General features: G+C 51.7%; 21 protein-coding genes and 1 pseudogene. 11 read left to right on the top strand and 11 right to left on the bottom strand.

What is annotated here, in order from left to right; translation table 11 throughout:
- Positions 1-41: 41 nt before the first annotated feature.
- The 5 genes from A7C91_RS08030 to A7C91_RS12195 all read left to right on the top strand — a co-directional run bounded on the left by A7C91_RS08030 (position 42) and on the right by A7C91_RS12195 (position 4,201).
- Complete coding sequence (locus A7C91_RS08030) at positions 42-344, top strand: transcriptional regulator (RefSeq protein WP_068667432.1); 303 nt, start codon at positions 42-44, stop codon at positions 342-344.
- Positions 345-441: 97 nt separating this feature from the next.
- Positions 442-1,761, top strand: coding sequence for a Glu-tRNA(Gln) amidotransferase subunit GatD (gene gatD / locus A7C91_RS08025; protein ID WP_068666462.1), 1,320 nt, complete (start codon positions 442-444; stop codon positions 1,759-1,761).
- A gap of 5 nt (positions 1,762-1,766) precedes the next feature.
- Entirely contained in the window at positions 1,767-3,647 is a 1,881-nt protein-coding gene (gene gatE / locus A7C91_RS08020; protein WP_068666460.1) for a Glu-tRNA(Gln) amidotransferase subunit GatE, read from the top strand.
- A 38-nt stretch (positions 3,648-3,685) separates the two neighbouring features.
- Positions 3,686-3,964, top strand: a complete 279-nt coding sequence (locus tag A7C91_RS08015) for a hypothetical protein (protein ID WP_068666458.1) — start codon at positions 3,686-3,688, stop codon at positions 3,962-3,964.
- Between the two features lie 114 nt (positions 3,965-4,078).
- Positions 4,079-4,201 (top strand): hypothetical protein, encoded by a 123-nt coding sequence (locus A7C91_RS12195; protein ID WP_267886222.1) that lies wholly within the window; start codon positions 4,079-4,081, stop codon positions 4,199-4,201.
- Between the two features lie 108 nt (positions 4,202-4,309).
- Here A7C91_RS12195 and hmgA read toward each other — a convergent pair whose 3' ends face one another.
- Positions 4,310-5,536, bottom strand: coding sequence for a hydroxymethylglutaryl-CoA reductase (NADPH) (hmgA, locus tag A7C91_RS08010; RefSeq protein ID WP_068666456.1), 1,227 nt, complete (start codon positions 5,534-5,536; stop codon positions 4,310-4,312).
- A gap of 17 nt (positions 5,537-5,553) precedes the next feature.
- On the bottom strand, positions 5,554-6,297 hold the full coding sequence (locus A7C91_RS08005; protein ID WP_068666454.1) for a MinD/ParA family ATP-binding protein: 744 nt from the start codon (positions 6,295-6,297) through the stop codon (positions 5,554-5,556).
- Between the two features lie 159 nt (positions 6,298-6,456).
- Here A7C91_RS08005 and tdh point away from each other — a divergent pair, with 159 nt between their 5' ends.
- The 3 genes from tdh (at position 6,457) to pheT (ending at position 10,789) form a co-directional block, all read left to right on the top strand.
- Positions 6,457-7,509, top strand: coding sequence for an L-threonine 3-dehydrogenase (gene tdh / locus A7C91_RS08000; protein ID WP_068666452.1), 1,053 nt, complete (start codon positions 6,457-6,459; stop codon positions 7,507-7,509).
- A gap of 78 nt (positions 7,510-7,587) precedes the next feature.
- Positions 7,588-9,090, top strand: coding sequence for a phenylalanine--tRNA ligase subunit alpha (pheS, locus tag A7C91_RS07995; protein ID WP_068666450.1), 1,503 nt, complete (start codon positions 7,588-7,590; stop codon positions 9,088-9,090).
- 19 nt (positions 9,091-9,109) lie between these two features.
- Complete coding sequence (gene pheT / locus A7C91_RS07990) at positions 9,110-10,789, top strand: phenylalanine--tRNA ligase subunit beta (RefSeq protein ID WP_068666448.1); 1,680 nt, start codon at positions 9,110-9,112, stop codon at positions 10,787-10,789.
- A gap of 13 nt (positions 10,790-10,802) precedes the next feature.
- Here pheT and A7C91_RS11240 read toward each other — a convergent pair whose 3' ends face one another.
- Complete coding sequence (locus A7C91_RS11240) at positions 10,803-10,946, bottom strand: hypothetical protein (protein WP_199920008.1); 144 nt, start codon at positions 10,944-10,946, stop codon at positions 10,803-10,805.
- A gap of 186 nt (positions 10,947-11,132) precedes the next feature.
- Here A7C91_RS11240 and truA point away from each other — a divergent pair, with 186 nt between their 5' ends.
- Positions 11,133-11,933 carry a tRNA pseudouridine(38-40) synthase TruA gene (truA, locus tag A7C91_RS07985; RefSeq protein WP_068666447.1) on the top strand — a complete coding sequence of 267 codons (801 nt, stop codon included), beginning with the start codon at positions 11,133-11,135 and terminating at the stop codon, positions 11,931-11,933.
- On the opposite strand, the gene A7C91_RS07980 is transcribed toward truA, so the two are convergent.
- Positions 11,904-13,277, bottom strand: coding sequence for a DEAD/DEAH box helicase (locus A7C91_RS07980; RefSeq protein ID WP_068667431.1), 1,374 nt, complete (start codon positions 13,275-13,277; stop codon positions 11,904-11,906). The genes truA and A7C91_RS07980 overlap by 30 nt on opposite strands.
- A gap of 75 nt (positions 13,278-13,352) precedes the next feature.
- Between A7C91_RS07980 and A7C91_RS07975 the strand changes: the two genes are divergently transcribed.
- Complete coding sequence (locus tag A7C91_RS07975) at positions 13,353-14,618, top strand: UbiD family decarboxylase (RefSeq protein WP_068666445.1); 1,266 nt, start codon at positions 13,353-13,355, stop codon at positions 14,616-14,618.
- Between the two features lie 26 nt (positions 14,619-14,644).
- Here the strand turns inward: A7C91_RS07975 and A7C91_RS07970 are convergent, their stop codons facing one another.
- From A7C91_RS07970 to A7C91_RS07955, 4 genes and pseudogenes are all read right to left on the bottom strand, one after another.
- Positions 14,645-15,565 (bottom strand): ABC transporter ATP-binding protein, encoded by a 921-nt coding sequence (locus tag A7C91_RS07970; RefSeq protein WP_068666443.1) that lies wholly within the window; start codon positions 15,563-15,565, stop codon positions 14,645-14,647.
- Between the two features lie 5 nt (positions 15,566-15,570).
- Positions 15,571-16,452, bottom strand: a complete 882-nt coding sequence (locus A7C91_RS07965) for an ABC transporter permease subunit (protein ID WP_068666440.1) — start codon at positions 16,450-16,452, stop codon at positions 15,571-15,573.
- A 97-nt stretch (positions 16,453-16,549) separates the two neighbouring features.
- Complete coding sequence (locus tag A7C91_RS07960; protein ID WP_068666438.1) at positions 16,550-17,341, bottom strand: N-glycosylase/DNA lyase; 792 nt, start codon at positions 17,339-17,341, stop codon at positions 16,550-16,552.
- Position 17,342: 1 nt separating this feature from the next.
- A pseudogene (locus tag A7C91_RS07955) lies at positions 17,343-18,312 on the bottom strand (beta-ribofuranosylaminobenzene 5'-phosphate synthase family protein).
- Positions 18,313-18,383: 71 nt separating this feature from the next.
- On the opposite strand from A7C91_RS07955, the gene folP reads away from it, so the two are divergent.
- On the top strand, positions 18,384-19,202 hold the full coding sequence (folP, locus tag A7C91_RS07950) for a dihydropteroate synthase (protein ID WP_068666436.1): 819 nt from the start codon (positions 18,384-18,386) through the stop codon (positions 19,200-19,202).
- Here folP and A7C91_RS07945 read toward each other — a convergent pair.
- The 3 genes from A7C91_RS07945 to sppA are packed head-to-tail and all read right to left on the bottom strand — an operon-like array spanning position 19,180 to position 21,679.
- Positions 19,180-20,187, bottom strand: coding sequence for an AI-2E family transporter (locus A7C91_RS07945; protein ID WP_068666434.1), 1,008 nt, complete (start codon positions 20,185-20,187; stop codon positions 19,180-19,182). The genes folP and A7C91_RS07945 overlap by 23 nt on opposite strands.
- The gene (locus A7C91_RS07940; protein WP_068666433.1) at positions 20,177-20,659 is read right to left on the bottom strand and encodes a PH1570 family protein; all 483 of its coding nucleotides are present in this window, start codon (positions 20,657-20,659) and stop codon (positions 20,177-20,179) included. Before A7C91_RS07940 ends, A7C91_RS07945 begins: the two co-directional genes overlap by 11 nt.
- Positions 20,660-20,671: 12 nt before the next feature.
- Positions 20,672-21,679, bottom strand: coding sequence for a signal peptide peptidase SppA (sppA, locus tag A7C91_RS07935; protein WP_068666431.1), 1,008 nt, complete (start codon positions 21,677-21,679; stop codon positions 20,672-20,674).
- Positions 21,680-21,692: the final 13 nt, after the last annotated feature.

Raw genomic sequence — 21,692 nt, 5'->3', positions numbered from 1 at the left:
CCACCCTAAGCTTTATATCTCCTGTTTCAAAGCATCTCGTAATGATGACTCGCAGGCAACGGATAATAAAACTTTTGGATGAGCGGGACTACTCACCGAGTGAGTTAGCCGTGGCTTTGGAGCTCCGAGGAAGGGGGGCGAAGAAATTAATCCTCGAAGACCTCAAAGCCATCCAAAAGGTCCTCAAGCGCGAGGGGAAGATTCTCCTCATAAAGCCCGCCGAGTGCAGGAAGTGCGGCTTCGTTTTCAGGCCAGAGATAAACATTCCATCGCGCTGTCCGCGCTGCAAGTCCGAGTGGATAGAGGAGCCGAGGTTTAAAATAGCCCCAAAATGTTTGCCATAATGATAGATTTTTGCAGTGTTTTTCCACGATTTTTGTCATACGTTCAGCCCGAAGGTTTATATTAGCCACCCACCAGTATAGGGCGGAGGGAGTAGTTATGCGCAAAGTAGAGCGGTTCATGAACGAAAAAGGCCTCACCGTTGGGGATTACGTTAAAATAATTGAAAAGGAAAACGGGAACGAGAGCGTCTATGAGGGCATGGTGATGAGTCCCTACGAACTCTCCAGCGGCGAGACACTTACGCTCAAGCTCGACAACGGCTACAACATCGGAATTCTCGTTGACCAGATAGTCTCCGTCGAAATAATTGAGAAGGCCAAGCCCAAAGAGAAAATCCAGTTCGAGGAAGTGTTTCCCAAAAAGCCAGACCTGCCGAACGTTGCCATTCTCGGAACGGGAGGAACCATAGCGAGCAGGATAGACTACAAGACTGGTGCAGTTCACCCGGCTTTTACAGCAGAGGAGCTCGCAAAGGCGGTTCCGGAAATCTTCGAAGTAGCCAACATCACGCCAAAGCTTCTCATGAACATACTCAGCGAGGACATGAAGCCCAAGTACTGGATTAAGATAGCTCACGAGGTCGCAAGAATGCTGAACAACGGCGAAGATGGAGTGGTCATCGCCCATGGAACAGATACGATGGCCTACACCGCCTCGGCGTTGAGCTTCATGCTCCGCGACCTTGGAAAGCCCGTTATTCTCGTAGGTGCTCAAAGGAGCAGCGACAGGCCGAGCAGCGACGCTGCCATGAACCTCATCTGCTCGGTCAGAATGGCCACCGAGGACTTCGGCGAGGTGGCCGTGGTCATGCACGGCGAGACTTCTGACAGCTACTGCCTCGTCCACCGCGGAACGAAGGTCAGGAAGATGCACACCAGCAGGAGAGATGCGTTCAGGAGCATAAATGACATCCCAATAGCCAAAATAATGGCCGATGGAAAAATCGAGTTCCTCCGGAAGGACTACAGGAGGAAAACCGAGAGCGAGGTATGGGTAGATGACAAGATGGAGGAGAAAGTGGCCCTCGTCAAAGCATTTCCTGGAATGGCAACGGAGATAATAGACTTCTTTGTTGATAAAGGCTACAGGGGCATCGTAATAGAGGGAACAGGCCTCGGCCACGTGCCAACCTACGTCATTGATTCCATCCAGCGCGCCACGGAGGAAGGTGTCACCGTTTGCATGACAAGCCAGTGCCTCTATGGAAGGGTGAACCTCAACGTCTACTCCACGGGAAGGAGGCTCCTCAAAGCTGGAGTCATCCAGTGTGAGGACATGCTTCCAGAGACGGCTTACGTTAAGCTCATGTGGGTTCTCGGCCACACCAACGATCCAAAGGAAGTCAGGGAGATGATGCTAACCAGCTACGCGGGCGAGATAACCCCCTATACGAGGTTTGACACGTTCCTGAGGTGATAATAATGGCGTACGATTACGAAAAGCTTGGGCTTAAGGTGGGTCTTGAGATTCACAGGCAGCTCGACACCAAGAAACTATTCTCACCCGTTCCGAGCGAGCTGAGCGACGAGGTGGAGTTCGCCTTCCAGAGAAGGCTAAGGCCAACCATAAGCGAGCTCGGCGAGATTGATCTAGCTGCTCTAGAGGAGTTCAAGAAGGGAAGAACATACATCTATGAGGGCAGTTACGAGCTCGCTGACCTCGTTTACATAGACGAAGAGCCGCCGCACATGCCGGACGAAGAGGCCCTTCGCGTAGCGCTCCAGATAGGCTACCTCCTCAACGCCACCCCTGTTGACGAGGTCCACTTCATGCGTAAAATCGTCATAGACGGCTCCAACGTCTCAGGCTTCCAGAGGACAGCGATAATAGCTATGAACGGAAAGGTGGAAACGCCGTGGGGAACGGTCGGCATCCCAACCGTCTGCCTTGAGGAGGACGCGTGCAGGATAGTTGAGAGGAGGGAGAAGGAGGTAATCTACCGCCTCGATAGGCTTGGAATCCCCCTCGTCGAGATTTCAACGACGCCAGACATCCACCACCCAGAGCAGGCCAAGGTTGTAGCCAAGTTCATAGGCGACGCGCTGAGGGCAACCAGGAAGGTCAAGCGCGGGCTGGGAACGATAAGGCAGGACCTCAACATCTCCATCAAGGGTGGAGCGAGGGTCGAGATCAAAGGTGTCCAAGAGCTTGATATGATACCACTCATTATCGAGAGGGAAATCGAAAGGCAGCTCAGGCTTTTGGAGATAAGGGACGAGCTGAGGAAGCGCGGGGTTAGGCCGGAGGACATAAAGGAGGAGTTCTACGACGTCATGGAAATATTCGAAAACACCCCGTCAAAGATAATCGCGAGGACGATTAAGACTGGCGGAAAGGTTCTGGCGATAAAGCTTCCCAGGTTCCGTGGGCTCATCGGGAAGGAGATACAGCCCGGCAGAAGGCTCGGAACGGAGATGGCCGACAGGGCCAAGAAGTACGTCAGGGGCATCTTCCACATCGACGAATTGCCGAATTATGGAATTACAGAATTAGAAGTTAATGCAGTTATCGAAAAACTTGGACTCGGCGAGGAGGACGCGTTTGTCCTCGTTGCTGCCGAAGAGGAGACCGCAAAGAACGCCCTCAGAGAAGTAATTCAGCGTGCGAGGGAGGCTATAGAAGGAGTTCCCGAGGAAACGAGAAGGGCTCTGCCAGACGGGAACACCCAGTACATGCGCCCGCTTCCAGGAAAGGCAAGGATGTACCCCGAGACGGACATCCCGCCGATACTCATAACGAAGGAGATGAAGGAGGAGATACTCGCCAACCTCCCAGAGCTCCCACAGGAGAGGGTTGAGCGCTACGTAAAGGAGTACAAGATAGACAAGAGCTTAGCTGAGACCCTGGTAAACGACGAGCGCGACGAGCTCTTCGAGGAGCTCATAGAGATGGGCGTCAAGCCCTCTTTGGCAGCTTCGACGCTTGTTGTCGTTCTGAAGGGCCTCAAGAAGGAGGCCCCAATAGAGAACATCACCGACGAGCACATAAAGGAGGCCTTCGAGCTTTACCTCGCTGGAAAGATAGCTAAAGAAGCATTTGAGGATATATTCAAAGAGCTCGCCCTCAATCCGGAGAAGACTGCAAAACAAGTGGCTGAAGAGAAGGGCCTAACGCTGCTCAGCGAGGAAGAGGTCGAGAGGATTATTGACGAGATAGTCCAGCAGAACATCGAGGTAATCAAGGCCAAGGGTATAGGCGCGATGGGAATGCTGATGGGCAGAGCCATGGCAAAGCTCCGCGGCAGGGCTGACGGAAAGCTCGTCAGCACTCTGGTCAAGAAGAAGATTCAGGAGCTCAGTTAAGCTTTTAACTCCCTTTTCTTACCTCTTCTCGTGAGAACATGGGAAAGTTCATCATCTACTACCTCTACAAACTGACGGACGAACCAATAAGCGTCCGCGCAAAGAGATTTGAGGAAGATTTGGAAAGCTACCTCCTGCTCGTGAATCCTAATGACTTCACCCTGCTAGAAAACACGAGGAGACTCCTCAAAGAGTCCAAGAAAATATATGTAATCAAGTTAAGCAACGGAGTTAGCAGATGGTCCTACCTGACGGATAAGGAGTTCAAGTGGATAGAAAAGCCCACGCTCGCCTACGAGTATGAAGTAGGAAAGTGAAAGGGCCTTGAGGTAGTTTTCAATAAAATCATAGACGAGAAATTTAATGGAAAGTGGAGCTTCGACAGAATATCGTGGCTTCTCCAGAGACTATTATGGGGAAGCTTCTTCCTCATGAGTTATCTCGGATACAGAAACGAAGAACTCGAAAAGGTCTCCAACTACCTGCCCCTTATCCTTCTCATCTCCGGAACGATAGAGGGCCGGAGGAAGGGCTACAAAAGGAAAAGAAGATAGGTCAGAGCATCGGCTCCTCATCACTCGTCAGAGTGAGGGAAATGGTCATCATCCCTAGAACACATTTCTTCGAGGATTTTTAAGCGTCAAGTAAGAAGGGAAAGAGGCTCAACGACCAAGCTCCTTGTGAGCCTTGGCGAGGTGCTTCGCCGCTATTGCCGCTAACAAGGAGAGCTCGCCCGCGAGAACTGCACCGGCGATTATCTCTGCGAACTTCTTGGCGTTCGTCCCCGGCGGGTCACCTCCGCCGGCGACGCCCATTATGCTGAGCGCTTCCCTCTGAGTTGGAACCCTCGTTCCTCCGCCGACGGTTCCTATCTCGAGACTCGGCATTGTTATGCTGATGTAGAGGTTGCCTTCTGGTGTAACCTCTGCAAGAGTTATGCCATGAGCTCCTTCCGTAATCTGCGCCTCGTCCTGACCAGTGGCGAGGAATATGGCCCCAACGATGTTGGCGAAGTGGGCGTTGAAGCCGTAGGAGCCAGCTTGGGCTGAACCCACAAGGTTCTTGCGGTAGTTGACCTCAGCGATAAGCTCGGGGGTGGTTTTGAGCTTCTTCTCGACTATCTCGCGCGGGATTATTGCCTCGGCTATGACCGTCTTTCCACGGCCATTGATGAAGTTCATGGCGTTGGGCTTTTTATCAACGCAGAGGTTACCGGATAGGGCTAGGTACCCAACGTCGGGAAACTCCTCCTCAAGGACCTTCATTATTTCCTCGCTCGATATGGTCACCATGTTCATGCCCATGGCATCTCCCGTCTCAAACTCGAAGCGGAGGTAGAGATTGTTGCCCACTATGAAGGGCTTAACATCCCGGAGCTTTCCGTGCCTTGTTACCTTTGAGACTGCCTTCTCCTGGAGATAGTCGAGGTTAGCCTTCACCCACTCAGCAACTTCCCTCGCCCTCCTGGCGTCAGGGCACTTGAGGAGCGGCGCGCGGGTCATTTTATCCCCTACGACGGTCGTCTTAACTCCCCCAGCTTCCGTCAAGGCAGAGCAGCCCCTGTTCACGGAGGCAACCAGTGCCCCTTCCGTCGTCGCGAGCGGGATGTAGAACTCTCCCTTGGCGTACTCTCCGTTGATCTTTAACGGCCCCGCGACTCCCATCGGAATCTGAACAACTCCTATCATGTTCTCGATGTTCCTTCCAATGACCTGGTTCGGGTCAATGGAGTAGTGTCCTATATTCTCGAGGCTTATCCCAAGCCTCTTTTCGAGGGCATTCCTTCTTATTTCAGTGGCGAGTCTCTTGTCGCCGTCCGTGTACTTCTCAACCTGATGGAGCTTTATTTCTCCCCTGGCTACCTTATCCACGAGATCTTCCACGTTCATCCCAACACCTCCAGAAATCAGCCGAATATCCACTCTTCGAGAATTTCTCCCACCTCACGAAACGCGAGGGCGGCATCACTCCGGGGCATGTACTTAAGGATTGGAATACCAACGTTAATTGACTCAGGGACGTTGTTATCAAAGGGTATCCACCCCAGAACAGGAACACCAAGGTCACTTTCAACGGCATCTATTATCGCATCAACCACATCCTTAGACTCCCTCACCTTGTTCAGTATCACGCCGATGTTGAGTTTGTACCTCTCACCCAGGGCCTTCAGCTTCTCTATCTCGTTCTTCACCATCGTCTCAAAGGAGTAAATTGGAGAACGCTCTATTTCAACCACTATAAGCTGGTAGTTGGCCAGCTCAAAAGTGGGAAGCGTGTCGAATGGAATGCCCGTAGGTGAGTCTACAAAGACGACACCGAACTTGTACTTGACTTTATCGAGAATCTCCACCAATCTTTTCGGAGAAATACCAAGGACATCTTGGAGCTGTGTACTTCCCGGCATCACGTGGACTCCCGTTTGGGGATGTTTGTATATGGTCCATTCTGGATCGATATCTGGGTTTTTGAGGAGTGAGTGAAGTGTATACTTTACGGTATCGAGTGCAAAGTGAAAACCAAGATTCGGCAGATAGAGGTCACCATCAACTGCCAGAACGCGGTACTCTCTCATAGCCAGGAAAGTGCTGAGATTTGCGGTAGTGGTGGTTTTTCCTGTACCCCCGCGTCCAGTCACGACGATCAACGCCATCTTCCAACCCCCTTTGTCCATTAGGGAAATACTTGCAGGAGAATATAAGGTTTCCGATGATCCATCAGGAAAACTATTGTTTACATCGATATATACTCACAAAAGGTTTATATCGCCTCTCGTTTAGATATGCGTGTAAACGCTTTGGAGATGGTAACTATGGAAGGCAAGATGCCAGCCATCGTGAAAACGAAGCCCGCTTACGGTGCGGAGCTCGTTGAAGTTGATATCCCCAAACCCGGTCCCGGAGAGGTTCTCATCAAGGTTCTCGCTACGAGCATCTGTGGAACCGATTTGCACATATACGAGTGGAACGAATGGGCCCAGAGCAGAATCAAAACTCCTCAGATTATGGGACACGAGGTCGCTGGAGAGGTCGTAGAGGTTGGCCCCGGCGTCGATACAATCCAGGTTGGGGATTACATTTCAGCTGAGACCCACATCGTCTGTGGAAAATGTTACGCCTGTAAGCATAACCGCTACCACGTCTGCCAGAACACCAAGATATTCGGCGTCGACATGGACGGTGTCTTCGCTGAATACGCCATAGTTCCAGCCCAGAACGCCTGGAAGAACCCGAAGAACATGCCGCCCGAGTATGCAAGCCTTCAGGAGCCCCTTGGAAACGCGGTCGATACAGTTTTAGCTGGTCCGATAGTCGGGAGAAGCACCTTCATAACCGGAGCCGGTCCGCTCGGCCTGCTTGGAATCGCCGTTGCAAAAGCTGCTGGCGCTTATCCAGTCATCGTCAGCGAGCCGAGCGAGTTCAGGAGAAAACTAGCGAAAAAGGTCGGCGCCGACTACGTCGTCAACCCATTCGAGGAGGATCCGGTTAAGTTCGTAATGGACATAACTGACGGAGCCGGTGTTGAGGTGTTCTTAGAGTTCAGCGGGGCACCAAAGGCATTGGAGCAGGGACTCCAGGCGGTAACCCCGGGAGGAAGGGTTTCGCTGCTCGGCCTCTTCCCGAGGGAGGTCACCTTCGACGTCAACAACCTCGTAATCTTCAAGGCCCTCGAAGTTCACGGCATAACCGGAAGACACCTCTGGGAGACCTGGTATACCGTCTCAAGCCTCATCCAGAGCGGCAAGCTCAACCTCGACCCGATAATCACCCACAAGTACAATGGCTTCGACAAGTTCGAGGAAGCCTTCGAGCTCATGCGCGCGGGCAAGACTGGAAAAGTTGTCTTCTTCCCCCACAAGAAGTGAGTCCTCTTCTTCCCTTTTCCTTCATCAACCGCAATTCTTAAGTAACTCTCCTCAAACTCAACCCAAGGAGGTGGCCTTATGGATCTGAGCTACCAGGAAAAGCTGACGCTCATAAAGCTTAACGATTTAAAGCGCGCTAAGTTCGAAGAACTCGTTGAGAAGACGGGTCTTGATCAAGTGGCTGTGATGAGAGCCGTTCTCTGGCTCCAGAGCAAGGGACTGGCCAGGCTCCACGAGAGGAGCGAGAGGGTAGTAAAGCTAACCGAGACGGGTAAAAAGTACGCCCAAATAGGATTACCGGAGTGGAGAGCCCTGAGTGTTTTGAGGGAGAAAGGAAAAATCACGCTCGACGACCTTAAGGATGTCCTCAGCGAGGACGAGCTCAAGCCGATAGTTGGCCTTCTCAGGAGAGAAGGCTGGGCAAGCGTCAGGAAGAAAGAAGGAAAGCTCGTCCTTGAGATAACAGAGAAGGGCCTCAAAGCCGGGGAGAGACCGATAGACAGGGCCCTCAAACTGCTCGCCGAGAGGAAAGCCCTTCCGGTTAGTGAAATCGAGGGTCTCGTTAAGGTGAACGAACTCAAGAGGAGGAAGATAGCGGAAGAAGACACCGTCACAGAGCGTGAGGTTGAGATAACACCAGAGGGAGAGGATGTGGTCAAAGCAGGTATTGAGCTCAAAGAGGAAGTTTCTACCCTCACACCCGAGCTGATAAAGTCTGGCAAGTGGAGGGAAGTTGAGTTCAAGCGCTTCAACATCTCCGCACCCGTTAGAAGGGTTTATCCGGGCAAAAAACAGCCTTACAGGGCGTTCCTCGACAAGATAAGGAGAAGGCTCATCGAGATGGGCTTCATCGAGATGACGGTCGAGAGTCTCATCGAGACTCAGTTTTGGAACTTCGACGCCCTCTTCCAGCCCCAGAACCACCCCGCGAGGGAATGGACAGACACCTACCAGCTCAAATACCCGAAGAGCGGCTACCTACCTAATGAAGAACTCGTCAAGAGGGTTAAGACTGCCCACGAGAGAGGCATAGCTGGCTCACGCGGCTGGGGCTATGTCTGGAGTCCGGAGAGGGCCATACGGCTGATGCCGAGAGCCCACGGTACCGCCCTGAGCGGCAGGCAGCTTGCTAAAGGTGTCAAGATTCCAGGTAAATACTTCACGATACAGCGCGTTTTCAGGCCCGACGTCCTGGACAGGACGCACCTCATAGAGTTCAACCAGGTGGACGGTTTTGTTGTTGGCGAAGACCTCAACTTCAGGCATCTCTTGGGTATACTCAAGCGCTTCGCTGTTGAAATTGCCGGAGCAAAGAAAGTCAAGTTCCTGCCTGACTACTACCCGTTCACCGAGCCGAGCGTTCAGATGAGTGCCTACCATCCAGAACTCGGTTGGGTTGAGTTTGGAGGAGCAGGAATATTCCGTGAGGAGATGACCAAGGCTCTGGGCATAGATGTCCCTGTCATAGCCTGGGGAATTGGAATAGACAGGCTGGCCATGTTCAAGCTTGGAATTGATGACATCCGCTACCTATTCAGCTACGACCTGAGGTGGCTCAGAGAGGCGAGGCTGGTATGGTGATTAACGAGAGGTGATGCTCATGCCGAAGTTCGACGTTTCAAAGACTGATTTGGAAAGGCTCGTTGGGAAGACCTTCAGCGTAGAGGAGTGGGAAGACCTCTTCCTCTACGCGAAATGTGAGCTCGACAACGTCTGGGAGGAGAACGGTCAAATCTACTTCAAGGCAGACTCCAAGGACACCAACAGGCCGGACCTCTGGAGCGCCGAGGGTATAGCAAGGCAGATACGCTGGGCGCTCGGATTCCAGAAAGGCCTCCCGAGGTATGAAATTGAGAAGAGCGACGTCACTGTTTACGTTGACGAGAAGCTCAAAGATATCAGGCCCTACGGTGTCTATGCCATCGTTGAGGGTCTCAGCCTCGACGAAGAGGCTCTCAAGCAGATGATCAACCTCCAGGAAAAAGTCGCTTTAACCTTCGGAAGGCGCAGAAGAGAGGTTGCCATAGGCATCTTCGACTTCGACAAGGTGAAGCCACCTATCTATTATCGTGCGGCGGAGAAAACAGAGAAGTTCATTCCCCTTGGCTTCGACGAGGAGCTCACTCTGGAGGAAATCCTCGAAAAGCACGAGAAGGGTAAGGAGTACGGCCACCTCATAAAGGACAAACCATACTATCCGCTTCTCGTTGACAGCCAGGGCAACATTCTTTCCATGCCACCTATTATTAACTCCGAGCTCACCGGAAGGGTAACCACCGAGACCAAGAACGTCTTTGTTGACGTCACTGGCTGGGACCTGAAAAAGATAATGCTCGCCCTCAATGTAGTCGTTACTGCCTTAGCCGAGCGCGGCGGCAAGATAAATAGCGTCAAGGTAGTTTACAAGGACTTCGAGATCGAAACCCCAGATCTAACCCCCAAGACCTTTGAAGTCGAGCTCGACTATATCAAAAGGCTAGCCGGAATAGAGCTGAGCGATGTTGAAATCAAAGACCTCCTCGAGAGGATGTTTTACGAGGTCGAGCTGGTCGAGGGCAAGGCAAAGCTCAAGTATCCGGCCTTCCGCGACGACATAATGCACGCCCGTGATGTGCTCGAGGACGTCCTCATAGCCTACGGCTACAACGAGATCGAACCCGAGGAGCCCAAGTTAGCCGTCCAGGGCAGGGGAGACAAATTCGTGGGGTTTGAGGATGCTGTAAGGGAGCTGATGATCGGCTTCGGCTTGCAAGAAGTTATGACCTTCAACCTGACAAACAAGGAGGCCCAGTTCGCCAAGATGAACATCACAGAGGAGGACATCGTCGAGATAGAGAATCCGATAAGCCTAAAGTGGTCGGCTCTGAGGAAGTGGCTCATACCTTCCCTTCTTGAGTTCCTGAGCCAGAACACCCACGAGGAGTACCCGCAGAAAATCTTTGAGGTCGGGAAGGCCACGATGATAGATGAAAGCAGGGAGACGAAGACGATAAGCGAGAGCAAGCTCGCCGTTGCCATCGCCCACCCGCGCGTCACATTCACTGAGGTCAAAGAGATACTCGAGAGTGTTATCTACCATTTAGGCTTTAAGTACGAACTAAAGGAAACTGAACACGGCTCGTTCATCCCTGGAAGGGTTGGCAAGATAATAGTGAACGGTCAGGAAATCGGTATAATCGGAGAAATCCATCCGCAGGTGCTCGAAAACTGGGGAATAGAAATGCCAGTGGCGGCCTTTGAGATTTTTCTCGGACCGCTCTATTCAGAACCGTATTTCTGACTTTCTCTACTATCTATTTCCTTTGGAGAGAGGAAGACGGAGATACAGGATTAGCATCTTTTCTGACATTCTCAGGGTTTTCATTCAATTTCTTAAGAAGAAACTGCCACATAATATCAAAGTTCACGATGTTTATGAAGACTTCGGGTTCAATCACAGATTCCACCTAGTGATCACCTCCATAACCTTTTCAAATTAATAATTTCAAGGTCGCTTTATTAAACATTTCGAAAAATTTTGAAAATATTTGTCAAAATTCGCCCAGTTTTTACACCAATCATTGTCAGAATGCCAACAAATTAAGCACCAAAAAGGATTTAACTTTACCTAACAACTCCAGACCATGAGACTGGCCCTTCGCATAGCCTACGATGGAACAGCTTTCTACGGATTCCAAAGGCAGCCGGATCTTAGAACTGTTGGGGGAGACCTCATGAGGGTTCTCACCAAGCTTGGAATAATCGAGGATGCCGAAAGCTCCAACTTCAAGGGTGCCTCGAGAACTGACAAGGGCGTTTCGGCTTTCTTCAATGTCGTCTCTTTCGACACAGAAAATTCTCGCTTGGCAAGGCCTGAAATCCTAAATCACCATCTTAGGGACGTCTGGGTTCTTGGGGTTGCTGAGGTTCCCGAGGACTTCCACCCACGTTTCTGGGCGAAGTCCAAGACCTACAGGTACTACCTCGTCGATGAAGGCTTTGATGTAGAAGCAATGCGGGAGTGCGCGGGGCTATTCATCGGAACCCACGATTTTTCAGCATTCGCAAAGCTCGAACCCCACAGAGACCCAGTGAGGGAACTCACGAGGGTGGAAGTGATTAAACGCCAAGGCTACTACATCATCGAGCTTGAAGGAAAAAGCTTCCTCTGGGAAATGGCCAGGAGGATAGTCAATGCACTCCGATTTTGCGGACTGGGTGTCCTAAGGGAGAGGGAAATCGAAAGCATGCTCAGGGGGGAGTACTCCAAGAAGATACCACCAGCGAGGCCAGAGGGCCTCATGCTCTGGAGAATAGAATACGAGGGGGTTAAATTTTCCGCAGATGAAAGGGGGATTAAAAAAGCGAAACGTGACCTCTTTGAGCGCTATTCCGAGGCCCTAACAAGGGCAGCCCTATTTGGTGACCTTCTTCTTGGCCTTTGATCTCTCCATTTCCCTGTCATAGTACCTGCCATAGTACTGCTTGAGGGCCTTCTGCCGCTCAAGGAAGTGCGTAAAGAGCAAGGGATCGTCGTCCTGAACGTCCACAATGACAGCTTTCATACCCTTTTTCGGTCTAAGAGCTCTGCCTATGGTCTGGATGGTCATGATGTCGCTCTTCCCACCTCCAGCAAGAATTATCGCCGAGATTTCAGGTATGTCGATACCCTCTTTCAGCAGGGTTGACACGAGGACAGGTATGCTACCTTCCTTGAAGCCCTCGAGAATCTCCCAGCGGTCGGGGCTCTTGGAACTGAGAAATTCCGCTTTTATGCCCTTCTTCGCGAGCATCTCCTTTAGTATCTTACCGTGCTCTATCCTTTTAACGTCTATGAGGACTCTGTGGCCCTTCTTGGCCAGCTCCACAGCCTTCTTGAGTATTGCCCTGTTTCTCTCGTCGTTGTTCATTATCATATCCTCGTAGAGCTCCTTATAGCGCTCACTGAATGAAGGCACGGTTGACTCATAGGTTATTATCTCGAAGCGCGGCTTTGCCAGAAAGCTTTCCTTGATGAGATCCTCAGCACGAACCTCGAATATCGTCGGACCAACAACTGCCTCGATCTTGATTTCCTCCCCTTTAACGCGCCTCCAGGGAGTAGCAGAGAGTCCAAAACGGTAGACCTGAGGTAAAGAGAGACCCAGCTTGTAAAACTTCTCAGCTGCAGAGGTTCTGTGGCACTCATCGAACATTACTATTGCGTAGTTGTTCTGGAGCTTATCAGCGCCTCTTGAGAGGAGTGTCTGGATCATCGCTATGGTTACGGCTTTTTCTTCCCACTTGTTGTCTCCAACAATTCCCGGCTCGACACCGAGAATCTCGTGCACCTTATCCGCCCACTGATAGAGGAGCTCTTTGGTGTGAACGACAATGAGAGCCGAAAGGTCAAGCTCGTGGATTATCCTCAGCCCAACTACAGTCTTTCCGCTACCAACTGGAAGTGAAAGAACACCCATTTTCTCCTTCAAAGCCTTTTTAACGGCCCTCTGCTGATACCGTCTCATAATGTAGCCCTCGTTCCAAGTCGAGTTGAGCTTAACACCGCCAACCTCTCGCTCGTCCTTTACTCTGATGCGGTAGCCCTTGGAGTTAAGAAACTTCTTCACCCTTGGAAGCACGCCAACAGGGAAAGTCTTCTCATAGGGATCGTAGAGGCTCTCGGGCTTCTCCCACTTGCCAAAATCCTTTCTATACGTCAGTAGCTCGTATATTCTAAAGTAAACCTGTGGATCTGCCTTCTCCACGTACACCAGTGCAGAACCATCAGGGATACGAAGGACAACCACGGGCATGATCAATCAGACAAGAGTTCTGGAAAAAGCCTTTATAGACCTTTTGGAACAGTAGTCTTAGGTGGTAAAATGCTGAGAGAAATCATCGAACATTTTGATGATACCGTGATCATCGAGAGGCCGGTTAGCAAAGAGCTCGAGGTAACCCGTTACCTGATGAAGTACAGAGATCGGCCAGTGCTCTTTAAGGACGTTGATGGCTGGCAAGTTGTCGGGAACATCTGGTCAAAGAGGGGAAGGATAGCAGACTATCTCGGTGTGGAGAAGGGGGAAAGCCTCTATCTCATGGCAGAGGCCATGGAGAATCCCATGCCATACCAAAAGGCTGAGAAGGCTCCTTTTATGAAGAACTCAACGAAAGACTTTTCCCTTAAGGAGCTCCCAATTCCCAAGTACTTCCCGAAGGATGGGGGCCAGTACTTTACCTCCGCAATGGTAATTGCAAAGGACAAGAACGGTTTCGTAAATATGTCGTTCCACAGAATGATGGTGTTCGATGATAAGCGCGTTGCGATAAGGCTCGTACCTAGGCACCTCTATTCGATGTGGAAGGACAAAATGGAACATGGCGAAGCACTGAACGTTAGAATAGTCGTAGGCAACCCCATCCACCTGCTTTTGGCTGGGGCAACCAGCGTCGCCTACGGCATAAGTGAGCTTGAGATAGCATCCGCCATAAGCCAAAGAACCTTCGGAAAGCCCTTAGAGGTCGTTGACCTCAACGGGATTCCTGTACCAGTGGAGAGCGAGTTCGTCTTCGAGGCAAAGATACTTCCCGAACTAACAGACGAGGGTCCATTTGTGGACATCACCGGAACCTACGACTATGTTAGAAAGCAGCCTGTGGTGGTCTTCGAGAGGATGTACCACGTTGACGAGCCGATATTCCACGCCCTCCTCCCGGGAGGTTATGAGCACTACATGCTGATGGGACTCCCCAAGGAGCCCCAAATCTATGCCAGCGTAAAACGGGTCGTTCCAAAGGTTCACGGGGTCCGCTTGACGGAAGGCGGAGCAATGTGGCTCCATGCAGTGGTCAGCATAACCAAGCAGCACGATGGCGATGGTAAAAACGCCATCCTATCGGCCTTCACTGGCCATCCCTCGCTCAAGCACGTCATCGTCGTTGATGAAGACATCGACATCTATGACGATAGAGAAGTGGAGTGGGCGGTAGCCACTCGCTTCCAGGCCGATAGGGATCTCGTAGTAATCCCGAACGCGAGGGGAAGCTCCCTCGACCCCTCTGCTGAGAAGAGCCTTACAGCCAAGTGGGGCATCGACGCCACAAAGCCGCTCGATAGAAAAGATGAATTCGAGAGGGCTAAGATTTAGACTTCCCACTTCACTTTTTATGCAAGTCATTCGACCATCTTAAGGAAAATCTCCTCGAGGCTGGGCTCTTTGACCTGCATCGTGAGGATCTTAGCGCCCTGCGCCGCCACGAAGTCATGAACTGCCTCCCTGATGTCTCCCGGCGCGACGATGCGGTATTTCTTCTCCCCGAGGGATGTGACTTTCCACTCAACGCCACTGAAGTCAACCGGTCTGTTGGTCTCAAGGACTATGGTGTATCCTGCCCTCTTGAGGAACTCGCGCTTAATGTTGTCAAGTTTGTCCTCCACGCGGAGCTTGCCCTTCACGATTACTCCCACTGTGTCGCATATCTCCTCGACGTGTGCGAGGATGTGCGAGGAGAAGAACACTGTCTTTCCAGCCTTCTTCTGCTCCCTGATTATCTCCTTAAACTCCGCTATCCCGGTTGGGTCGAGGCCCGTCATAGGCTCATCGAGGATGAGCAGCTCCGGATCGTTCATTAGGGCCTGGGCGAGGAGGAGTCTCTGCTGCATTCCCTTGGAGAACTTGCCCACCTTCTTGTCCCTGACCTCCCATAAGTTGAGGAGCTCGAGAAGTTCCCTCGCCTGTTTTTCCCTCTCGGGCTTGGGTATCCCAAAGGCCTCGCCTATTATGTCAAGGGTTTGCATCGGCGTGAGGAAGTTCCACAGAGTAGCGTGCTCAGGCATGTAGCCGATTCTCCTCTTGGCCTCAACGAGCTTGCTCTCATCGTATTTCCCGTTTCGGAAGACTTCCTCTCCAAAAAGTTCTATCCTACCCTCCTGGGGAAAGATAAGACCAAGAACGCTCAGGATAGTCGTGCTCTTTCCAGCACCGTTCGGGCCAAGGAAACCGTAAATCTGACTCTTCTTCACTTCAAGATCGAGGCCGTCCAGAGCCCTGATGTCCTTATAAACCTTAACAAGGTTCTCGATTTTCAGTACCATTATCCTCACCTCAGATCCATCCTGCTGAACCTGTAGAATCCGATGCCCAGGTAGAGAAGTGTCATCACAACAATTATCGCGAAGTTCACGAGGTTGTTGCTTATGGCGTATGCCATGCCCTTGTATTCAGTTTTAACATCTCCGTAATCCCCGAATCCTCCATCTGAAACAGTTCCAGCGTCTCCAGTGATGACGCCAACCTGTGATGTCGGGACGTAGAAGAGGTATTTGGTGGTGTAGTCCTTCTGCAGCTGTTTGAGCTCAGTCATGCTCATGTCGGGGTTGTCCATGGCTTCCTTAAACACCATGTATCCAACAATGTTGGGGACTATGAGGAACATCACAAAGACCAGAACCAGCGCGGCCCCAAGGGCTGAGCTCGAGGACTTTATCACCGTGGAAAGAATGTAGCCGAGGGCAACGAGCTGGAGCATTGCCAGGAGAAGGAGCATATTGAGAAGCAGAACGTCTGTAACGAGCTGGCCGCTCAGGGGCACGCCAAGGTAGACAACACCCAGCACCCCAATGAGAGTTGATATGAGCAGGGCTATGAGGAGAACCAACGCGTGGGCGAAAAACTTGCCGCCTATGTAGCTGAGCCTCTTTATGGGCTTGCTCATCGCAACGCGAAGAGTGCCTTTCTCTATCTCACTGTTTATTGCCGTCGCGCCCATGAGCAGGGCGAGTATCCCAATGAAGAACCCTGCCATGCCTGTGACGAACTGTATCAGAAACGACATGGCCTCCTCGGTGGTGAAATCCTGCACACCCGCACTCTTCATGATGTAGAACACGGGAATGTAGAGAAGCGCCATTGTGCCGAGTATCCCCCAGAGCTTCTTTGTTCGAAGGCTCTGCTTAAACTCAAGCTGAAATCCCCACCACATACGAATCACCTCTCCAGTCGTGAGCATTATCGCAAACAGCTTTCAATTACAACTAAATATCAGAGTATAAAAATTTTTCTCGAAAAGAAGTTATACATCAAAGAGTCGCCAGTTCAAAAACGAGATCCGCCCTTTGGCAGTATTTTTTGAGCCTCTCTCTCACTTCCTTGTGTCTTCCCAAGACCGGCCACAGGATTGAGTCAATGTGGAGCGGGGGAATGCCAACCTCCCCAGCTATTCTACTCCAAAACCTTACCGGCGGCTCATTCGTGAAGCGCTTCGTGTAGGTGTTTATCCTGACGTCATCGGGAATCTCTATCTCTGTTGGATAGGGGACGAACTCACCAAAGGCTATTCTCCCAGCGTAGCCGAACATCTTGACGGCAAAGACTACGGTTTTGGCGCTCCTCTTCGAACCGAGAACCTGAGCGAGGTCGTCCCTCAGGGCGCTCATTCCAGCGAAGTAATGCCCCTTAAGGTCTTCCAGACTCAGCTTTTCCAGAAACGGCTCCAGCTTCTGCAGTCTTCTTACTTTCCCGGAGACCAATCGCCTGTTGGTTTTCGAAGCTGGGAGGAACTCTGAATAGGCATTGTCTATGCCTCCCAGTGGTGGATTTCTGGAGAAATGCATCGAAAACTCCCACCACCACTCTTCCCCTGTCGCAGTCAACTGGTAGCTCACTATCGCATTCGCTATGACCAGTTTAATGAAGAGTTCACCGTCCTTCAAGTTTTTATGGAGATTCTCCAACGCATGAAACTGAAGGTCAACCTTTTCCTCGATGGTCCTCGAACATTCGATGCCAAGCTCACTAAGGATTTCCTTTAAGCGGAAGATCTTTGCTTCGTCGGTCTTGTACTTTACTCTGAAGAACCTGTCCAGCGTCACTTCACTCACCTGCCACGTTCCGCAGAATCCTTTGGAGAAAGGCGTTCTCCACAACTACCTCGGCACCCCTGTTTCTCGGAAGGCCAAGCTCGATCTGCGCTTTTATCCCGTGCTCCCTCAAGTAGTCGTGAGCCTCCGCGCTGAGTCTCGCGAACTCTCCCTTGAGTATCAGTCCATAAACGGTTGGTCCCCACGAGCTCTGACCATAGCCGTAGGTTTTTGGGGCGAGGAAGTCCAAGATGAGCTTTACATCTTCCCTGAATTCTCCTCCCTGGTATGCCTCAAAGTGCTTCCCGACGAGTCTCTGGATGGCACTCAAATGCTCGCCGAAGACCTTTATGTTCCTCTCTCTCAGCGCGGGCAGGAGACCGAGCAGGATTCTGTAAGATATCTCCATCGCAACGTCAACCCTTCCAGTCATTCCCGTCATAATGGGCTTTTCCTCCTTCTCATCCAGTCCCGGCCTGAGGTCGCGTTATCAGCAGAAACGCCCAGTTCTCTGGAAAGTCCTCACGGAAGATGAGTGGAGGTATGTCCCCCTTCACGCCGCCGTCTATCACAAATCCCCCATGCTTGAAAGCATAGATCCCGGCCCCTCCGTTCCTCCCCCTGCCAAGAATCCTGGCAAGCTCTTCAACCGAAACGTTCAACCCCCTGAGCTTTGCTATCCCCACTGCAACGGCCAGACTGAGCTGTGTGGTTGAACCCAAGCCCACATGTCTGGGAATCGATTTCCTGACTTCGACAAGGTAGTTCACGCCGACCTCGTAGCGCGAGTTCATCCTCTTTATTGTGAACTCTATCGTCTCTCTATCCTCACCTTCAGCTACTATCTCCATAGTGTCGTTTTCGATGATTTTAATCTCGTAGCCTCCTTCCAGGGCAACGCCAAGGCTTCCGAATCGTCTTCCGAGCGTTGCGGATGGGTCTATAAGGCCGAAGTGGAGCCTCCTGGGAGTACGGATTATCATGGATACCACCAAAACTGAAAGGGCAAAAGTCCTTTTATACCCAGCGCTGTACTCTTCATGGGGTGAGTACCATGAAGTTCGCAGGAATAGACCTCTCAGAGCCAAAGATAATGGGCGTCATCAACGTCTCGCCGGAGAGCTTCTACAAGGGAAGCGTCAGGAACGACGAGGACAAACTGATTGAAACAGCCGTGAAAATGGTCAAGCACGGCGCCTCCTTCATTGACATTGGGGCAAAATCCACTGCCCCGTATCTTGAAACACAGATTCCTTTGGAGGAGGAGGTAAGGCGGGCAGTCTGGGCAATAAAGACCATCCGCGAGCACGTTGAAGTCCCGATAAGCATAGACACCACCAGCGCCAGGGTGGCAGAAGAAGTCCTGAATGCGGGAGCGAACATAATCAACGACGTCACCGGCCTTAAAGGAGACCCCGAGATGGCTCAAATAGCCAGTGAATACAACGCTCCGGTGATAGTCTGCGCCCACGGCGAGGTCAAAAACCTGAGCGACCCCATCCACACTGTCATGGACTTCCTCCAAGAAAGCCTCGTAATAGCGGAAAAGCACGGCATTGAGGAGGTTGCAGTCGATCCGGCCATTGGCTTCCTCCGTCCGGAGTGGCCCCCCTGGTACGAGTGGGATTCTAAAGTCATAGCCAACCTCAATATGCTCAAGATATTCGGAAAGCCCATTCTGGTGGGCGTATCCAGGAAGTCCTTCATAGGCGCAATAACGGGGAGAAAGGATCCAAACGAGAGACTCCCGGGGAGCCTAAGCGCCACGGCCATAGCAGGTTTCAATGGGGCAAACATCATCAGAACCCACGACGTCAAGGAAACCCTCGACGCTGTGAGGATGGCGGAATTCATAAGGCGGTTTGCGCCTTAATTTTCTTCTTCGTTTCTTTCCACTCATCAACAAGGGTCGCGAACAGACCAAGGGCAACGGGCCCGATTATGATTCCTACTAATCCAAAAGCCAGCAGTCCTCCGAAGATTCCAATGAGCGAGATGAGGGCGTTGACACCCCGCTCCCTAACGGTTATTCTGGGCTTGAGGACGATATCAGGGAGCGGCGAGATAAACACCACACCGTAGAGCGCAAATAACAGTCCGGAAATAATCTGGCCTCTGTTGATAAGGTAGATCATCCCTGCGAGCCAAACCACCCAGCCGCCGAAGACCGGGAGGAGCTCAAAGATTATGGTGAAAATTCCAGCGGCTATGGCACCGCCCATATCGGCCATTCCAAAGAGCAAAAAGCCCGCCGCGGTGAAGATTCCCTTGAGGATGCTGAGGGAGAGCCAGCCACGCAGGAGAGTGTGGAGGGTTTCTCCCGCCTTGTCAAGGAGTTTTATTGCCAGTTCCCTGTTCTCCGGAGGGAGGAGTGAGTAGACCTCACGCCTGATGGTTCTGACATTGACGAGAATGCCGTAAAATGCAAAGACCGTCACTATAGCCTGGAGCGAGAGTTTGGGAAGGGAATAGGTGTATCCGAGGACATATTCTTCAAAACGCTTTGGAATGTCCTCCGCAAGCTTCTGGAGGAGTTCATAGAGCGAAGGCGAAAGATTGAAGGTGAGCAGCCACGTGAAGAAGCTATCTAGGTAGTAAGCCAGGGAGCGCTTGACGTCGTTCATCCACAGGACGAAGCCTATTATAAAGAGAAACATTATAACCGTGAGGATGGCCGTTATGGTGAAGGCGGAAAGTTTGTTGCCCATCTTCTTGGACAATCTTTCGTGGAAGGGGTAGAGTATGTAGGCAAGGGTTACTGCGATGATTAGGGGAGAAAGGATTGGGCTAACCGTTTCCCATACGAGGTAAAGGATTATGATGGAAATCGCAATCCATATGGCCGCCTCAAGCTCCATCTGCCATCCCCAGATACTTGAGTACCAGCTCGCGGGCGCTGGGCTTGTTGAAAACGAAGAGCACCCCTCCGTCCTCGTCAAGGATGAAGTTCTTCCCGAGGGCTAATAAACCTTTCTTGAGCTTGTGAACCTCCGCGCTCTCAAAGTCGATGGCCTCTTTGACTTCCTCGGGAGCATCTATCTCGTCGAGGGCTTTTTCGAGCTTGTTGAGCACACTCCTGTTCAGGAACTTTACAGGACTCGGCGTGAAGTCTTCGGCGATTATCTCTCCAGCATCCATGTAGATGCCCCAAAACTCCTTGGCGCACTCGAATGGATAGACGTAGTCCTCCTTGTAATCGGGAAGGTACAGCTCCCTAATGATGGCCAGGAGAACCCGCCTGGCGTCGCTTCCGTAGAACTCCATCCTAAGGTTGAACTTCCCATCCTCGAAGCCGTTCTCAAACACTTCCAGCTTCTCTTCGCACAGCAAGTTCTCACCCCCTTAGCCCGTCCTTAAATAGAAACTAACGTAGCGGGGGTCGAGAAGGAGAGCCATGCTTCCGAATATCCCGAAGTCCGAGGAGGAGTGGCTGTTATATATCACCACCCTCGCGTTTGTAACGTTGAGCATGTCTTCCAAAACCTTAACCGCGTAGTCGAGATCGCCGGTCTCATCAACGAGCGTACCCGTCACGTTGATGGCAAACCAGGTTCTTCCAATTGCGTACTCCCTGGTCTCGTTGAGGCTCATGTTCCTGCCGCCGCTGACCGCTTGCAGGAAGGCCTGGAAGTAGGTGTTGATGCTCTCGGCTATCATGTTCTTCTCTTCCTCAGTCAGACCCCTCCACTCGGCGCCCATGTCCTTGTACGGGCCCGTCTTGAAGACCTCAACCTTTATTCCATTCATCTGGTAGTTCTGCTCCATGTCGTAGTGGACGTAGATGACGCCTATGCTTCCCACTTCAGCGAGCGGGTCGGCTATTATCTTCTCCGCACCGACCGCTATGTAGTAGCCGCCTGAGGCCGCTATTCCGCCAGTATAAGCCACGACTGGCTTTATCATGTTAAGCTTCTTCACGGTCGCGTATATCTCCCTCACTGGCCCCACGTAGCCGCCAGGGCTCTCTATCCAGAGAACGACCCCTCCTATGGAATCGTTTTTAGCGATATCCCTCAGAATGGAGATTATACTAAGGGAGGTATACTCATCGATGAGTCCAAAAATGGGAACGATTGCTATGGTCGTGTTGCCTTCAGGCAGGTTCTGCTCCCTTAGCTGGGCCGTCAAAAATTCCAGCTGCCTCCGGAGCTCCTCTACCTGCAGCTCATAGGCCGTCAAATTGCAGCTCGCGTTGAGGGGTCTCTCAACGATGACCGTGCTTGTGACGTTCGGTGGTGTGTAACTCCTCAGCTCGGAGTTCTGCATGTAGAGCAAAACAACCGCTACGCTCGACGTTGCGAGAAGGAGGATAAGAATCGCCGAGACGTACTTCCAGATGTTTTCCCTCATCCTTTCACCCACA

Source organism: Thermococcus piezophilus (genome assembly GCF_001647085.1).
Taxonomy (GTDB): Archaea; Methanobacteriota_B; Thermococci; order Thermococcales; family Thermococcaceae; genus Thermococcus; species Thermococcus piezophilus.
The sequence above is the reverse complement of the archived record's forward strand: the minus strand, read 5'-3'. Positions and strand labels throughout refer to the sequence as shown.

What these genes read in the sequence shown, in the direction of transcription:
- A7C91_RS08030 (WP_068667432.1), top strand. Translation starts at nt 42, where the DNA reads ATGATGACTCGCAGGCAACGGATAATAAAACTTTTGGATGAGCGGGAC.
- gatD (WP_068666462.1), top strand. Translation starts at nt 442, where the DNA reads ATGCGCAAAGTAGAGCGGTTCATGAACGAAAAAGGCCTCACCGTTGGG.
- gatE (WP_068666460.1), top strand. Translation starts at nt 1,767, where the DNA reads ATGGCGTACGATTACGAAAAGCTTGGGCTTAAGGTGGGTCTTGAGATT.
- A7C91_RS08015 (WP_068666458.1), top strand. Translation starts at nt 3,686, where the DNA reads ATGGGAAAGTTCATCATCTACTACCTCTACAAACTGACGGACGAACCA.
- A7C91_RS12195 (WP_267886222.1), top strand. Translation starts at nt 4,079, where the DNA reads ATGAGTTATCTCGGATACAGAAACGAAGAACTCGAAAAGGTCTCCAAC.
- hmgA (WP_068666456.1), bottom strand. Translation starts at nt 5,536, where the DNA reads ATGAACGTGGAAGATCTCGTGGATAAGGTAGCCAGGGGAGAAATAAAG.
- A7C91_RS08005 (WP_068666454.1), bottom strand. Translation starts at nt 6,297, where the DNA reads ATGGCGTTGATCGTCGTGACTGGACGCGGGGGTACAGGAAAAACCACC.
- tdh (WP_068666452.1), top strand. Translation starts at nt 6,457, where the DNA reads ATGGAAGGCAAGATGCCAGCCATCGTGAAAACGAAGCCCGCTTACGGT.
- pheS (WP_068666450.1), top strand. Translation starts at nt 7,588, where the DNA reads ATGGATCTGAGCTACCAGGAAAAGCTGACGCTCATAAAGCTTAACGAT.
- pheT (WP_068666448.1), top strand. Translation starts at nt 9,110, where the DNA reads ATGCCGAAGTTCGACGTTTCAAAGACTGATTTGGAAAGGCTCGTTGGG.
- truA (WP_068666447.1), top strand. Translation starts at nt 11,133, where the DNA reads ATGAGACTGGCCCTTCGCATAGCCTACGATGGAACAGCTTTCTACGGA.
- A7C91_RS07975 (WP_068666445.1), top strand. Translation starts at nt 13,353, where the DNA reads ATGCTGAGAGAAATCATCGAACATTTTGATGATACCGTGATCATCGAG.
- A7C91_RS07970 (WP_068666443.1), bottom strand. Translation starts at nt 15,565, where the DNA reads ATGGTACTGAAAATCGAGAACCTTGTTAAGGTTTATAAGGACATCAGG.
- A7C91_RS07965 (WP_068666440.1), bottom strand. Translation starts at nt 16,452, where the DNA reads ATGTGGTGGGGATTTCAGCTTGAGTTTAAGCAGAGCCTTCGAACAAAG.
- folP (WP_068666436.1), top strand. Translation starts at nt 18,384, where the DNA reads ATGAAGTTCGCAGGAATAGACCTCTCAGAGCCAAAGATAATGGGCGTC.
- A7C91_RS07945 (WP_068666434.1), bottom strand. Translation starts at nt 20,187, where the DNA reads ATGGAGCTTGAGGCGGCCATATGGATTGCGATTTCCATCATAATCCTT.
- sppA (WP_068666431.1), bottom strand. Translation starts at nt 21,679, where the DNA reads ATGAGGGAAAACATCTGGAAGTACGTCTCGGCGATTCTTATCCTCCTT.